The sequence below is a fragment of the Herpetosiphon sp. genome, from assembly GCF_003512625.1.
Classification (GTDB): domain Bacteria; phylum Chloroflexota; class Chloroflexia; order Chloroflexales; family Herpetosiphonaceae; genus Herpetosiphon; species Herpetosiphon aurantiacus.
On record NZ_DOPT01000006.1, the window covers coordinates 47,292 to 63,756 of the forward strand.

The following is a 16,465-nucleotide window of genomic DNA, read 5'->3' on the forward strand; positions in this document are numbered from 1 at the left end:
AATGCCCATGAAAATCTCTCCTCCTTCCACCGCAATTTGGCACGTGTTAACAGGCATTGCTCACCTCGCCCGTGAGCAATCGCCTGATTTGCCAACGTTCGCGCAGCGCTGTGCCGATTTGCTCAAACAAAGCGGCATGTTTGCTCAAGGGGCGATCTTACGCCTTGGTCAACAACGTTCGTTGTTGACTGCATGGGGCATGAATAAACGCGCAACCAATCGGTTGTTGCCTGCTCGCGTTTTAAATGGTGGAAGTGAGGTTCGCCTGCCAGATGGTTGGCAGATGTTTGAGATTGGCACTGCCGAGGTGCCTGGCGTTTTGGTCGCTCCAGTTACAATTGAGCCTGAACCACTGACGGTTTTGGTCGCGCAACTAACCAGTTTGTGGCAGGGCGTGGCCTTGCAAGAGGAATTTGCCCGCCGTGAACGCACGGTTGCAGCCATGACTGAATCGTTGCAAGGGTTGGCTCAGCAACTCAATGCCGACGATTTCTTGCAAACCTTGGTCACTCAAGCAACCGAATTACTGGGCGCTGCTGGCGGTGGGGTCTACATGACCGATTCCAACCAGCAATACTTGGAGTTGCGCCAAGTTGTGCAATTTCCGGCCAATTGGAATGGCGCACGGATTCAGGTTGGCAAGGGTGTGGCTGGCAAGGTGGCCCAAAGTGGCAAGCCGATGCTGGTCAATGATTATGCCCAAGCTAAAGAAAAATACGATAATCTGCCCGAGGGAATTAACTTCACGGCTGTGATGGCCGCGCCGCTCCGCGCCGACGAGGCGATTATCGGGGTCTTGGTGCTGGTGCATATCGAGCCTGATCGCGGTTTTCAAAATGCTGATTTGGCCTTGCTTGAATCATTCGCTGCCCAAGCTTCGTTGGCGATGCGCACAGCTAAACTCTTCGATGCCCAACGTCAACGCTCGCGCGAATTGTATTTGCTGTATGAAAATAGCTTGACGGTTGGCTCATCACTTGATCTTAGCCATATTCTCAATCGATTAACTGAAAATGTCTTGCTGGCCCTTGGGGTCGAGCAATGTTTGCTGTTGCTATGGGATGATCGGCGCAAACTCTGTGAGTTGGTGGCTCAAGCCACCGACGATGATGCTGCCAATTCGCTTGATCTCTCGATTGGGGCAACCTATGAGTTGCGGCCTGAATCGATTTTGAAATTATCGTTTGATACCCAACAACCGGTCGTGGTTGTCGATATTGATACTGACCCGCGGATCAATGCTCAACGTTCATGGCTCAAGTCCCGTGGCATTCGCAGCGCTTTAGGTTTGCCGATGCTGCTCAAGGAGCGGGTAATTGGGACATTGCTCTGTACCACTACCTCGAAAACCCGTACCTTCAATCCTGGCGAAATTACCTTGGCCCAAACCTTGGCGGCCCAAGCAGCCACAGCGATTGGCAATACGCGCTTATTAAATGATGAGCGCCGCCGCAATGCTGAGCTTTCCGTGCTGCAATCGCTGAGCGCCAAATTGACCTCAGGCGTGAGCCTGCAAGTTGCACTCGAAAGCATTGGCGAAAGCGTTGTCCAGCTCTTTGACAATATCGATCTGGAAATTTGTCTCTACGATCCGCAAAATCAGGTCTTGAATAGCCAGTTTGCCACGCCACGCACTCGCCAGCACTATGCTAGCGAAGGTGGTTCGTATGGCATCGATCAAGGCTTGACTGGTTGGTTGGCGCGGCATCGCTCCACCTTGCGCATCGACGATTTGCAACGCCAAAAGATTGTCAAGCCAATTCGACCCCACGAAACTGAAAGTGGCTTGGCCTTCCGCTCATTCTTGGGCGTGCCAATGCTGATTGGCGATCAATTGATCGGGACGTTGGAGCTTGGTTCAAGCACGGTTGGGCGGTTTGATGCTGAAGATGAGCGCTTGTTGAATATTATTTCTTCACAAGCAGCCCAAGCGTTGCGCAATGTTCAACGCTACGAAGCCACCGACGAAGTGTTGCGCGAACGGGTACGCGAGCTTTTGGCGCTCCAACGCATCAGCCGCGAACTAACCTCGACCTTGCAGCTAGAGCAATTGCTGCCCGCGATGTTAACCGAAATCACCCAAGCTACTGGCTGTGGCTATGGGATTGTCGTGCTGCATAACGAGGATGAATCGCTGCAAGTTATCGCACAAACTGGCTACAATTCAGCCGAAGCTGCTGGCGTTCTGGCGCTACCATTGCTGAATAATGGCTTGCTGAGTGCGCCAATGCAACGCGCCGAAGCCCTGATTTATGATGATGTAACCGTCTTAGAAGCGAATATTGCCTGGGGCGAAATTCGTTCGTTGCTCATGGCTCCAATTTTGTATGAAAATCGGGTGGCTGGGGCAATTATTGCTGGCGATGCCAAAGGTTATTCTTTCGATCACGCTGCGCTCGATTTTGTACGAGCTGTGGCCGACCAAGCTGCTTTGGCCATCGGTAATGCTCAACACTACGAGGAGCAAGTTAAGCAACGTGAATTGTTGCAACAACGCGCAAGCCTCTTAAATGAAGTGTTGGAGATTGGTAACGCGCTACGGGCCGATATGGAGCTGAGCAATCTGCTTGAGCAAATTGCCTTTAGTGTAACCGAAGCCGCTGGCTATCGCATGGTCTTGTTCAATCTGATCGATCCAGCGCGTCCGACGATTATGCGCACCGCTGCCGGCGCGGGGATTGCCCTCTCCGATTTGGAACAATTGCGCAGCGAAGATATTTCGATCGAAACTGTGCACCCCTTGCTCGACCCCCAATATCGGATTGGCCGAGCCTATTACATCACCCGCGGCAGCGATTCGAATGCTTGGCACGATGGCGATCAACTGCTCGTGCCGCTCTACTCGACCGAACGCGAATTAATTGGGATTATGACGGTCGATGATCCGTTTACCCACGAAGCGCCAACTCGCCGCACGGTCGAAACCTTGGAAATTTTCGCCAACCAAGCAGCAATTGCAATCGAAAATGCTTGGCTGTTTGATCAGCGTTCGCGCCAAATTGCCGAGCTGGCGATTATCAACCGCATTAGCCGTGCTGCAACTGCTAGCCTCGAATTCAATGATTTGGCGCGTGAAGTCTACAATGTGCTCCGCGAAAACCTGCCAATTCGTGCCTACTATTTGGCAGTCTTTGATACCCAGCGCAATAGTGTGGTCAAATCGTTGGCGATTGATGACGAACACTTTATGCCCGATGTGGTCAATGGGCCAATTAACGAAAGCTCGTTGATGGCACGAATCATCAAGCAGCGCAAAACGTTGTATTTCAATGATATGACCACCGAATTTCATTACGACGAGGAGAATAGCCCACCGCGTAATGATGAAGGCAATAGCACCGATGTTCCGCGTTCGTGGATTGGCGTGCCACTATTGTTGGGTGATGGTACGGTGCGGGGGGTGCTTTCGCTGCAACATAATGAAGCTGGGCGCTATGGCGAACGCGATGCGGCGGTGCTCGATACGATTGCCAACCAATTGGCTGTGGCAATTGAAAACTCGCGCCTCTACACCGATACCCAATCGCGCTTGAATGAATTGGCGCTGATCAACAAAATTGGTAGCCTAACCAATTCAACCCTCGATTTTGTCGAAATTCTCAAGGGTGTTTACGAATCATTGCGCACAACCTTGGAATTGAACGTCTTCTATAGCTTCGTCTATGATCCAACTCATGGCGAGATTGTGCTGCGGGTCAATGTTGAAGAAGGCAAATTCTTCATCGAAGAGCAACGCGAGAAGCTGTTGCCCAACTCGCCGTCAGCCCATGTTGTTAACGCCCTTGAACCCTTGGTCTTCCGCGATATGCCCCAAGAAATTGAGGGCAAATATACGATCAAGCGCTTTGGCAACCCCGATAAATGGGTACGCTCGTGGATTGGCGTGCCGCTGAAGATTCGCGATGACACCGCTGTGGGGATGCTCTCGGTTCAACACTACGAGCCAAATATCTATAGCGAACGTGAAGCTGAGTTGCTGCAAACAATCGCTAGCCAAGTGGCCTTGGCGGTGCAAAATGCCCGCCTCTTCGGCGACCGCGAACGCCAAATTCGCGAGTTGGATGCGATTAGCCAAATTGGCCAGTTGATGAGCGCCTCACTTGATCTGGGTGAAATGCTGGGTTTGACCGCTGAATACTTACAAGAAGTAACCTCAGCTCCAGTTTTTTACACCATGATCTACGATGCTGAGCACGACCAAATTACCGATGGCTATGCTGTCCAGGAAGGTGTGCCAGCTGAACGCACGCCGCGTGGCAAGCCACGCCCAGGCAGCCCAAGCGCGTGGGTGGTGCAAAATCGTGCGCCCTTGATTTTGGCCGATGTTAATAATAAAGCTGAGTTGCAACAAAAGGGCGTTCAGCCAATGGCCAATCCAATCGAGGGCAAAAATAAATCGCCCCGCTCATGGATTGGCGTGCCGATTATTGCTCGCGACGGCGCACCAATTGGGATGCTCTCGTTACAAGATTATCGGACGAATGCCTTTGATCAGCGCACAGTCGCCTTCTTAACCAATGTGGTTTCGCACATTAGTTTGGGTGTGCAAAAAGTTCAGCTGTTCAACGAACGTGATCGTCAAATTAAAGAGCTGGATGTGATTCGCCGCGTCGGCCAAGTTACTAGCTCAACCTTGAACGCTGATGAATTGATGCAGGGCGTGTATAACGTGTTGCGTGAGTTCTTGCCGATTGAAATTTTCAATCTGAGCGTTTTTGATAGCGATCTGACGATACGTATCCATAGCTTTGTGATTGATCGTGGCTTGATTATTCAATATCCCAAAGCTACTCCGATTACGCCGCACTCGCTAACGGCTTGGATTTTGGAGCATCGTCAACCATTGCTGTTCAAGCATGTTGACGAGGAAATGAAGGCCTATCCCGATATTCATCCACGGGTGCAATCTGCCGATACGGTGCTTTCGCAATCGTTGATGGGTGTGCCATTGCTCACCAGCAACGACGAACCGCTTGGGATTTTGCTGCTACAACACTATAAGCAAGCGATGTTCGATGAACGCGATTTGCAATTGCTGATCAACGTGGCCTATCAGGTAACGTTGGGGATGCAAAATGTGTTGTTGTATAGCCAAACTCAGGATGGTTTGGAGCAACTGGCAACTGAAGCTGAACGTTTGGCACTGATCAATCACGTTTCTGATCTAACCGCATCGACGCTTGATACCCAAGTGCTCTACGATTTGGCGGTTGAAGAAATGGCCCAAGTGACCGATGCTTCGCAAGCTCGCTTGGTGATTTTCGATTACGAAGCCCAAGTTGGCTACACCCGCGCCGAATTCCCCAAAGGTGATATGAGCATCGAAGTACCGGTGGCCAACAACGGCACGATTCCATGGATGCAGCGCCATCGCCGCCCATTGGTCATCAACAATCCGCTTGAGCACGAATTAACTGAATCGTTCCGCGAAACGATCAGCCAATTGGGCATTCAAGCGCTGATGTTGGTTCCGTTGATTGTCAAGGGCGAAGTCGTTGGCTCGATCGGGCTTGATCATATTGGTCAGGGCCGTCATTTCAGCCAACGCGATGCTGAAACTTGCCAAACCATCGCTAACCAAATTTCGCAAGGCTTGGAAAATGCCCGTCTATTTGCTGAAACTGAACGCCAAGCTCATGTGCTGAGCCGCAAAGTTGGCGAATTGTCGGTGCTCTTGGAAGCCGGTCAAGCGCTTAGCTCAATCCACGAGCCAACTCAAGTCTTGGATACCTTGGTACGCTTGGTGGCTCGCCAACTCAATATCGAAACCGTGATTCTGTTTACTGGTGATGAAGAACTTCAGCCAGCAGCCTCGTTGGGCTTGCCAACCGATTTTGTGCAAAGCTTACGGGTCAAGCGCGGCGAGGGTTTGGTTGGTACGGTCGCTGAGCAACGTAAACCGCTAACAACCAGTGCTACCGATGGCGAATCGCCGATCATCTCGCAACATGTTGAGTTCAATCGCGACCATGGCCTTTCGGTCTTTATGGGCGTACCGATTGTCTATCGCAATGAGTTGCTGGGTGTGTTGAGCGTGATGTCGGGGGCTGGCGCTTCATTCAACGAAGATGATACAGCGCTGTTAAGTGCTTTGGCCGACCAAGCGGCAATCGCGATTGAAAATACTCGCCTGTTTGTTGAGCGTGAACGCCAAATTACGGTGTTGCAAGCATTAAATGATGTGACTCAAGCGATCACTTCGACGCTTGATCCACAAACCTTGCTGCGCCAATTGCACTTACGCCTGAGCAGCGTGGTCGATACGCGCTACTCGTTCATCGTGCTCTACGACAGCGATCATAATGTGCTGACCTTCCCTGTGGTGATGAATGCTGGCCGTGAGGAGCGGCTGGAGCCGCAAGCTTTGGCCGAAGGCGTGCTGAGCCGAGTGATTCGCGGTCGGCGCACGATTGTGCTGAACACCATCGAAGAAACTGCCAATGCCTCGCGCTTCTTGCTGGGCCACGATACGCCGATGGCTTCGTGGGTCGGGATTCCGATTATGCTGGGCGATATGGTTTTGGGGGTTATTACCATCCAAAGCCCCCATCAACGAGCATTCAGCACCGAAACCATTCAATTCTTGCAAGCGGTCGCCAGCCAAACGGCAATTGCGCTTGAAAATGCCCGCTTGTTTGCTGATCGCGAACGTCAAGTAACCGAAGCAGCAATTTTGTCGTCGATCAGCCAATCGATGACTGCGACGCTCTCGCCCGAAGAATTGGCTAGCTCAATTTTGAAGGGCTTGACCGAAATCTACAATACTGACAATGCGTATATCGTGTTCTACGATGCGCCAACCAATATGATCTCGACCACGGTTGGCTTTAGCAATGGTCAGCCCTATTCGTTGATTTCGCATGTACTGAGCAACAACTTCCTCAAAACGATGTTGTTTGAGCAACGTCCATTGATGTTCAACAGCAGCAGCGATTTGCTGAATGAGCGTTTCTCGCCACGGCTTGAAGGCATTCCCGATGCGATTGAACCGGAATCGGTAATTGCGGCTTCGATCACCATGGGTAGCCAAACCTATGGGATGAATATCAATCAGCCGTTGGGCGTGCTTGTTATTCAAAGCCCACAACCTAACACATTCAGTCGGGCACAACTTCAGTTCCTCGAATCGTTGGCTAATCAATCGTCGGCAGCTGTGCAAAAAGCCATGCTGTTTACCGAACGTGAACGCCGGATTCGTGAACTGGATACGCTCAACCGCATCAGCCAAGGGATTACCTCAACCATTAGTTTGGATGAAATCTTAGAGCGCTTGTATGCTGGTTTGGGCGAAATTGTTGATGTTAGTACCGCCTTCATTGGCTTGTACGATCCACAAACCCACTCGATGGAATTCCGTGAAGCCCATGATCGGGGTGCACCAGTCACGATTGGTTCACGCCGATTGTCGGTTGGCGTGCCAGCGTGGGTTATCGAACATCGCCAGCCGTTGTTGCTGAACACCTCGGAAGAAGCCAACGAATATCGTGATGCCCAAACCCAAATCACCTCGGAAACCAGCGCCATGCGGGTTGGTGGTCAAGGTGAGATTGAACAATCGTATCTGGTTGTGCCAATTGTGGTCGGCGTTGATGTGATTGGGATTATCAATATTCAGAGCTATGAAGAGTATTCGTTCTCTGAATATGATATGAGCTTTGTCACCACGGTTGCGGCGCAGGCAGGCGCGGCGATTGCCAATGCTCGCTTATTCTCCGAGCGTGAACAATCGATTCAGCGCTTGAATACCCTGAACAATATCGGCCAAGCCTTGAGTTCGACGGTGCGTTTCGACGACTTGCTGCGGGTGATTTACGAACAAACTGGCAAGTTGGTCAAAACCGAAAACTTCTATCTGGCGCTGTATGATGAGCGCAATAAAGAAGTGACCTTCCCACTGTATTACGAATATGGCCATCCAATTAACGTGATGCCGCAGCGCGGCGTAAATGGCTTGACTGAATATGTCATTCGTAAGCGCCAGCCGTTGTTGCTGCAAGGCCCACATATCGCCGAACGCATGACCGAAATGAAGGTCGATCAAGTTGGCGATATGGCGCGTTCATGGCTAGGGATTCCGCTGATCGCCGCCGATAAGGTTGTCGGGGTTATGACGGTTCAAAGCTATGAGCAAGATAATGCCTATAGCGATGAATTGGTGCAATTGTTGCTCACGATTGCCTCGCAAGCCGCCCAAGCCCTGGAAAATGCACGGCTCTTCTCCGAATCACGCCAGAGCGTGCGCGAACTTTCGACGCTTTCAGAAACCAGCGTTTCCTTGGCCAGTACCTTGGAAATCGACGAATTGATGGCGATTAGTGCTTCGAGCGCAATCGAAATGTCGCGGGCCGATTTCGGCGGGATTATCGTGGTTGGAGGCGATGGCTATACAATTACCAACTCATTGGCGCTCAACCGCGACCATATGGAATTGGAACTGCCCGATACCAACGAGCTTGATGTTGGCAGCATGGAAATTCTGCGGCCATTGCGCTCAGGCCATCCATTGGCGTTGTTCGATGCTAGCACCGACGAAGGCTTAGCGCCATTCGTTAATAGCATCGGCATGCGTGGCTCGATCTTCTTGCCAATGTTGCGCGAAGGCTTGCGCGGCGTGGTGTTCGTGGGGATGGACGAACCATTTACCTTCAACGAACGCACAATTTCGAGCTTGATGATTTTGGCAACCCAAATTGGCCAAGCGATCAATAATGCTCAATTGTTCGATCAAATTCGCCGTTTCAACCTTGAACTCGAAGAAATCGTCGATCAACGAACCTTGGAACTTAAGGGCGAAAAGGAACGGGTCGAAGCGCTCTACAACATTGCAACCGAACTTGGGACGACCCTCGACCGCGACGAACTCTTGTTGCGCACACTTGATCTTGCGGCTTCGGCCTTGATGGTACGGCGTGGGGCGGTCTTCTTGCTCGACCGCGAATCCAAAGATTTGGTGTGTCATGCAGTGCTCAACGAAGAATTGGGCTTGAAATCAATCGAAACGCGAGTACGCTTCCAACACCCAGGCTTGGCCAACTGGATCATCGAACACAACGAAGGCGTGGTGATTTCCGATGTTTGGTTGGATGAGCGCTGGACGAATGCTCAAAGTGGTCGCGGCGACGATGTACGCTCGGTGATTGCTGTGCCATTGCTTTCGAGCGACGCACCGCAAGGTGTGTTGATGCTCTATAGCAACGAAATTGGCTTCTTCACCCAAGATCACCTGCGCTTCCTCTCGACGATTGGTGGTGAAGTTTCTTCGGCCTTGCACAACGCCGACCTTTACACCTTGGTGTATGATTCGGCTGACCGGCTCTCTGATGCGATGTGGCAACAACGCGAAGAAGCCAGCAAGACCGCTGCTATTCTCCAGAGTGTTTCGGAAGGGGTTATGGTGCTTGACCACCAAACCGAGAAGATCATTCTGTACAACCCTGCCGCCGAAGATGTGCTGCGGATTCCGCGCTCGGAAGTGATGCACAACAGCTTGCAAGTGGTGGCGGCTCCGCGCAACGAAGAAGAACTCCACGAAGAAGGTCGTTCGTTGCTGCTGTATGCTGGTTTGCACGAAGGCATTCAGGTGGTGCAACGCTCTGAAGGCGTGCATCGCAGCATGATCGAATTGCCAGGCCAATCGATTGCGGCTAACTTTGCCCCAGTGGTTGGCGAAGAAAGCTCACGCTTCGGGGTTGTGGTGGTCTTGCGCGATATCACCCGTGAAGTTGAAGCCGATCGGGCTAAGCGCGACTTTGTGGCGACGGTTTCGCACGAGTTGCGCACGCCGCTTACTCCAATTCGCGGCTTTGTCGATTTGCTCTTGCTGGGTGCGGTTGGCCAACTCTCCGACCCACAACGCGAAATGTTGAATACTGTCAAGACCAATGCAATGCGCATGGTGGGCTTGGTCGAAGACCTGTTGGAAATTGGGCGCTTGGAAGCAGGCAAGATTGTCTTGAACACTGCGCCGAACCAAATCAACCAATTGGTGCGCGATATCGTGGCGACTTGGGGACTTGAGATCGAGAAGAAGAATATGACGCTGAAACTCGAGCTTGACGACACATTGCCATTAATCGAGTATGATAGTAAGCGGATTGGACAGGTCTTGACGAACATGGTTTCGAATGCGATCAAGTATACCTACGCTGGTGGCGATGTGATAATCCGCACCTTCATCAACGAGGACAAGATGATCCAGCTTGATGTCAAAGATACCGGGGTCGGTTTGACAGCCGAGCAACAAAAGAGCATGTTCAAACGATTCTATCGAGCCGATAGTCCCCTACGTGATGAAGTTGGCGGCACAGGCTTAGGGCTTTCCATCGCTAAGTCGTTTATCGAATTGCATAATGGCGATATGTGGGTGCAAAGTGTCTATGGTGAGGGCAGTACATTCAGCTTCTCGCTACCAGAAGTGCAACCACGCCCCGACTTAGGCGAACGTGATGAGGTCTAGCATCGGCAGAACACAGGAGCTTCGATGGGCATGATCAAAATTCTCGTTGCAGACGATGAGCCAGATGTGCTGTTTATGACCAGCTTTAGCCTGCGGAGCCTTGGCGGGTTTGAGGTGATCGAAGCACATAATGGAGCAGAAGCGGTTGAACTAGCCCTTCAGGTCACTCCAGAGTTGCTGGTTCTTGATATTAAAATGCCACGGATGACTGGCTACGAAGCATGTCGTGAGTTGCGCAAGTATCCACAGTTTGCTTCGACACCAATTATTTTGCTATCGGCTAAAGGGCAAAAAACCGAAATTGAGGAAGGCTGGGAATCAGGCGCGACTGAGTATATGCTCAAGCCCTATGCCCCAGCAACACTCATTGGTCGGGTGCGCGAATTGTTGAGTACGCGGGCATGAGTGCAATTTTTATCGAAAATCGGGTCGTGCATTACGAGGTTTTTGGCCGTGGTCAGCCAATTATCTTCTTGCATAGTTGGCTTGGCTCTTGGCGCTATTGGGTTCCATCGATGGAGATGGTCTCCGATCGCTTTCGGGCTTATGCTCTCGATTTTTGGGGTTTTGGCGATTCGGATCGATCGATCGGTACCTACAATATCGATGCCTATGTTGAGCAACTTTTAGCCTTTATGCGCGAATTGGGGATGGTTCGTACCAACCTGGTTGGCCATGGCCTTGGCGGCATGGTCGCAATTCGGGCGGCGGCACAAGCTCCCAATAGTTTTATCAAAGTGATCACCTCGAACATGCCCGTGTATGGCGAGCCGTTGAGCACCTTGGTGAAGCCCAGTACGCTTTCGCGCTTGATGGGCAAATCGAACCCCAATGAAACGTGGAGCAAGCTGCTCAAAAATATCAAAATTGATGATGACACCTATCGCGAAGTGCTGGAAGATACCAACGCTACGTCGGGCGATGTGATTCAGCGGGTGTTTGATTCGGTGCTAGCAGCTGACTTGCGCTCAACCCTGGAAACGCTTAAAACCCCAACCTTGGGCATTTATAGTGGCAACGATCAAATTGTTGCCCGTGATCATGCTCAATTGTTTGAAACTGCGGCGATCGAACACCAAGTGCTGACAATGGAAAATAGTACCCACTTTCCATTCTTGGATGTTAATTCGCAGTTCAATCGTTTGATTCTCGATTTCTTTACCAGTCGCGGCGCAAACACTGTCCAAATCAAGGAAGAGTGGCGACGACGGATCAGCCAATTCGAGTATTTGTAGGCGCTTAAAAACGATGATTCGTAGCAACCGTCACCACGGCTGTGGTTGGCGGTTTTTTTATTTATGTTGGGGATCGGAGCATAGAGCATAGATGGAATGGTTCATTGGGTAAAAACCAATAGTCACCGTCCCTCACCCCCAGCGCCTCTCCCACTGCGGCAGGCTAGGGGAGCACGCCAACCGTGGTTCCCATCTCGCCTCGCGTGCGGGAGAGGGGGCTAGGGGGTGAGGGTATTCTAGCCGTTGCTAATACGATAAACCATTGCACATAGAATATATGGGCTAGGTTTAACGCAGCGGCACAGAGGATCGAAGGATGAGGGATGAAACGATAATTTGTGAAATTCGTGCAATTCGTGGCTAAAAAGCGGATGGCTATGGGCTACCCACATCGGGGATTTGTTGGTCTATTACTCCTATCGCCAAAGATAGCCGATTCTACGGCTTGTCATAGCTTGAACTAGTGCTTTTGGAGGTCAGCAAACCCACCCATGCAAGTGCTTGACATCCTCGCAGGCTGTGCTATCCTGTAGGAATAGAATATATGTTCTATTACGATGATATACTGACGAATGGGGAACCGAGTATGCAAGCCAAACAACAGCTAAAATATGCCTTAGTGGAATACACCACCAACAAAAACTTTTGTAATGTTTACGATGCAATGGGTATTGAGCGGCTTGAATGGGAAGTTGTCAGCTATGATCGGGCACGTCGCGTACATCTTGATCGGGCTAACGCCTACTTGCCAATTTTGCGTTGTAAATTGTTGGTGCACCACACCTTAACTGGGAAGGCTTTTGAGCCAGGTTGGAAGCTTGAAGTATTCGGTGGCTCTGTTCGCGATGATGGAATCGAAAGTCGTTTGTTTAAAGTTGAATGCGATCCTGGCGCTGATCATAAGTTTGCTCGCTTCCCAATTCGCTTATCAATCACGATTGGTCCAGGCAAGCAAACTGCAACTGGTGGGATTGCCCCCGATGGCAAGCCAACCACCCAAATGGCAATGCGCTTCCCTGCCGACGATTGGCTGGGCATTTGCCTCGAAATTCGTGACTTTTTGCAACAGCATCAAGGCCGATTAGAAGCCTATCGCAAATCAACCCAGCGCGAACGGCTGGAAAACCGCCGCAAAGATAGTCCTGCTCACAGCGTTGCCGCTTGAGTATTGATCGATATATGACGAGTTTTTACGTTAAAACGGAGGATCTACTACCATGGCCAAGGATCTCAACAAAGTTCAATTGACTGGACGCTTGGGTGCCGACCCTGAAATGCGCTTTACTCCCCAGGGCACTGCTGTAACCACTTTTCGCGTGGCCTCAAACCGCTCGTGGAAAACTGCTGAAGGCGAACAACGCGAAGATACCGAATGGTTTTCAATCGTCGCTTGGAACAAACTAGCCGAAATTTGCAACCAATATTTGAATAAAGGCACTCGCGTTTATATCGAAGGCCGCTCCCAAACCCGCTCGTGGGTCGAGGAACAAAGCGGTCAAACTCGCTATAAAACCGAGATTGTGGCCAACGATATGATTATTCTCGATGGTCGGCGCGAGGGCATGGCCTACAACGCCGAGGAGCCAGAAGAAGAATGGGCTAACCCACCTGAGCCAGCTCCAGTTGCCCGACCTGCTGCCCGACCTGCCGCCCCTGCTCGCAGCAATGGCAATGGCAATGGTGGGAATACCGCGCCAGCCAAAGCACCAGCTCGTAGCGCCGCGCCAGCCGCAACCCAAACTCGGCCAGCTTCACGCAAGCCAGTCGTAACCGACGAAGACGACTTGCCGTTCTAAATTATTGCTTGGCTCCTGATTGCAACACCACCGTTCCGCACGACGGTGGTGTTTGCTTAAGCTCTATACAATGTGCACAATGCTATTCACAAATTTAACAATTGACAGCCAAGGAAGCGCTTGCATGAGTTGCCACACTATGCCATAATTCAACATCAGATTGTGCAAATTGCTAGAGAGGCGATTTTTAACCAAAATCGTCGCCAAGTTTAGGTATCGATCGTGGCAACTCTATATGAAATTTGGCGCTTGGCCTTACCACCAACAACCAGCTTGCGAGCTGGCGAGGCCAACACCCTTGCAGTGCGGGCAGTTGTGCTGGCACGTCCGACCCAACCAGCGCTGCCCGACCTTGCTGGCTCCGAAGTTGTGCTCGTTAGTACAACCGTCTTGGATTCGTTGCGGCTTTCGTTGGCTCGCTTGATTGAGCGCTTGAACGGGACTTCGGTGCTGGCGGTTGGCCTCACCGGAATGGTTGATGAACGAGCAGTAGCGGCGGCGGAAACCGCTAATATTACCTTGTTTGAATTGCCACATAACGCCGATTTGCGCATGGTACAACGTGAAAGCGAGCGCTTACTTTCCGATCCCGAGGCACAATATGAGCGTCGTGCGGCGCAACTTTATAGTGCTCTAACCACGAATGGCCTGAGTGAAGGCCGCACAACGCTTTTACGCATGCTTGAACTCTGGACTGGCCATAGTGTGGTTTTTCCGGCTGATGCGGGGATGCCCACCACCGTACCAGTGCTGCTTGATGGCCATCGCGTTGGTTTTTTGGGCAGTATTGGCAGCCATCCGTGGGATGCAGGGGCGCTCGAACAAGGCTCAGCCGCATTATCGTTGCTGCTCGATAAAGAACGGGCAATCGAAGCCACCGAGGATCGTTTGCGCGGCAGCGTGCTTGAATCGTTGCTGGCAGGGATTCCCTTGGATGTTCCTGGGCAACGGCGGGCAGCGGAGCAAGGCATTTTGCTCGATTCAGCCTATGCCCTAGCTGCTTTACGCCCGCAAGATTCCTTGCAGATCGATCGGGTGATGGCGGCAGTGCGCCGAGCCTGCGATCGCTTGCGCTATCCAGCGTTTATTGCTGATCACGATGGAATTATTGTGCTGGCCATGCCGATCGATAGCCTTGATAATCCTGAGCAGCGTTTGCGTGAAGTGCATAGTGCTTTGCATGAAGCCAGTTGGGTACTTGATGGCGGCTTTGGCATTGCTTCGGAAAACGGTGCATGGTCGGGGGCTTGGGCCGAGGCAATTGGTGCATTACGGTTGGGCCGCGAATTACTAGGGGCAGGCGTGTTGGCTGGCGGAGCCGAATTAGGCGTTTATCGGCTACTACTGAGTGTGGCAGACTCAGCTCGTGCTAGAATGTTTTATGATCGGACGATTGGCCCATTAGCTGCCCACGATGCCAAACAAGATGGCGACCTGTTGTACACCCTACAAATGTTCTTTGCCTATCTTGGCAACCATAGTCAGGCCGCAGCAGCGCTGCATATTCACCGTAATACCCTCCTCTATCGGCTCGGTCGAATCGAAAATATTACATCGCATCATCTCGACCGTGCGCCTGATCGGTTGGCATTACAGTTGGGTTTAGCCCTTCATCGCATCTATCAGAGCCAAAAGCCTGATCTAAAAAAGGCGTAGAATAGAGGACAATCGAAGGAGCAGGCGCTATCGTGGCGATAGCGTCCAACATTGTTGTACTCGACACACGATTGTTCGGAGGATTGTATGCGGCTCTGGCGTAAAACAGTGGTACGGGCAACGCTCTTGTTCAGTGATTCTGGAGTGATGGTTGAAGCCTACGATGAGTATATGTTTAGTGAAACTTCGCCGCCCTTAGTTGTCGGCAAATATCGCGAAATTCCTGCGCCGCGTGGTGCTGCGGTCTTTGCGATTCAATTTACCCATGTGATCACCGAAATCTTTCAGACACTCCAAACATTTAAACTTCAATATTACTTGCCGCAACAACCTAATTCGTTTTTGGAAGATTATTTGAGCGGCCCAGGAGCTGATGCTGATTTATCGCTGCGGGCAGTCGCAACCGGAGCCGATTCGCTTAATCGTGATCAAAAACGGGTAATTTGTACCTTATTATCGAAAAGTGACCCCCAAGCCTGGGAACGTTCACGCGAATTTCGGCAACTGTTAGAAAAATAGGTGCTGGATGCCATTTGACTGTGGCAGCCAACGCCCTAGCCAAATTGACAATGACCCAAGATTTCACCATAATGGTGCAAGATTCACTCATTGGACAATGGTTTAAACGTTATGGCGCAACCAATAGATTTGCTGGTTTTGGCAGTATCGCGGGTGAAAAAAGGTGTAGCCTTAGCAGGCATGAGCACCGAAGCTCACCCGATTACTGGTCGGGTGTGGATCGATATTGTGCGGGCTGATGGCCCGCTCCAATTGAGCGATCTGACGTTGGCTGATGGTTCGTTGATCAAACCTGGTGATGTCGTGCGTTGGGAAGGCTTGGAGCCGCATCCCCAACCGCCATTTGTTGAACAATGGGCGATCGGCGCTGCGACCAGCAAACAGTTGCTGCGGCATATCACACCAGAACGCTATGCTAAGTTTCTGCCTGAGCATCTTGACCAAGATCCGACGGCAGTGCTCGAACGGCGTGAACGCTCGTTATGCCTCATTCAAGCCCATGAAGTGCATGCGATGTTTGAACGGGAAGAAAAACGCTTCAAAAGCTATATGCTGTTTGATTTGCTGGGCTTGGAAAGCGTTGATGAAACTCCGGTGACTGATGTGGCTTGGCGTGCCTTTGGTCAACAATGGATGCAATCTGAAGGTGTCGATGAATTAGCCTTTGATCCCGATGATTTACAGGCTCGCTTCGGGCCAATTTATCTGGTGATTGGGATTCATGGCCATAGTTTGTTGGTACGTGGAGTTCATACAGTGCCAGCCTATGCCGCTAGGATCGACCCAACTCGGCTGTAAGGGAG

General features: G+C 51.3%; 8 protein-coding genes. All 8 read left to right on the forward strand.

Going from position 1 to position 16,465, the window contains the following annotated elements; genetic code table 11:
• Positions 1–7 precede the first annotated feature (7 nt).
• The 8 genes from DEF47_RS01385 to DEF47_RS01420 all read left to right on the forward strand — a co-directional run bounded on the left by DEF47_RS01385 (position 8) and on the right by DEF47_RS01420 (position 16,460).
• Positions 8–10,456, forward strand: a complete 10,449-nt coding sequence (locus DEF47_RS01385; protein ID WP_041304806.1) for a GAF domain-containing protein — start codon at positions 8–10, stop codon at positions 10,454–10,456.
• A 24-nt stretch (positions 10,457–10,480) separates the two neighbouring features.
• Entirely contained in the window at positions 10,481–10,861 is a 381-nt protein-coding gene (locus tag DEF47_RS01390; RefSeq protein ID WP_012191637.1) for a response regulator, read from the forward strand.
• Positions 10,858–11,691, forward strand: a complete 834-nt coding sequence (locus DEF47_RS01395) for an alpha/beta fold hydrolase (protein ID WP_012191636.1) — start codon at positions 10,858–10,860, stop codon at positions 11,689–11,691. The genes DEF47_RS01390 and DEF47_RS01395 overlap by 4 nt, the downstream gene beginning before the upstream one ends.
• Before the next feature lie 586 nt (positions 11,692–12,277).
• Entirely contained in the window at positions 12,278–12,856 is a 579-nt protein-coding gene (locus tag DEF47_RS01400) for a hypothetical protein (protein WP_287044925.1), read from the forward strand.
• Positions 12,857–12,908: 52 nt separating this feature from the next.
• Positions 12,909–13,487 (forward strand): single-stranded DNA-binding protein, encoded by a 579-nt coding sequence (locus DEF47_RS01405; RefSeq protein ID WP_012191634.1) that lies wholly within the window; start codon positions 12,909–12,911, stop codon positions 13,485–13,487.
• A 222-nt stretch (positions 13,488–13,709) separates the two neighbouring features.
• Positions 13,710–15,143, forward strand: coding sequence for a helix-turn-helix domain-containing protein (locus DEF47_RS01410; protein ID WP_012191633.1), 1,434 nt, complete (start codon positions 13,710–13,712; stop codon positions 15,141–15,143).
• An 87-nt stretch (positions 15,144–15,230) separates the two neighbouring features.
• The gene (locus DEF47_RS01415; RefSeq protein WP_012191632.1) at positions 15,231–15,662 is read left to right on the forward strand and encodes a hypothetical protein; all 432 of its coding nucleotides are present in this window, start codon (positions 15,231–15,233) and stop codon (positions 15,660–15,662) included.
• Positions 15,663–15,773: 111 nt separating this feature from the next.
• A complete protein-coding gene (locus tag DEF47_RS01420; protein WP_012191631.1) occupies positions 15,774–16,460 on the forward strand; it encodes a dual OB domain-containing protein in 687 nt (228 codons plus the stop codon).
• Positions 16,461–16,465: the final 5 nt, after the last annotated feature.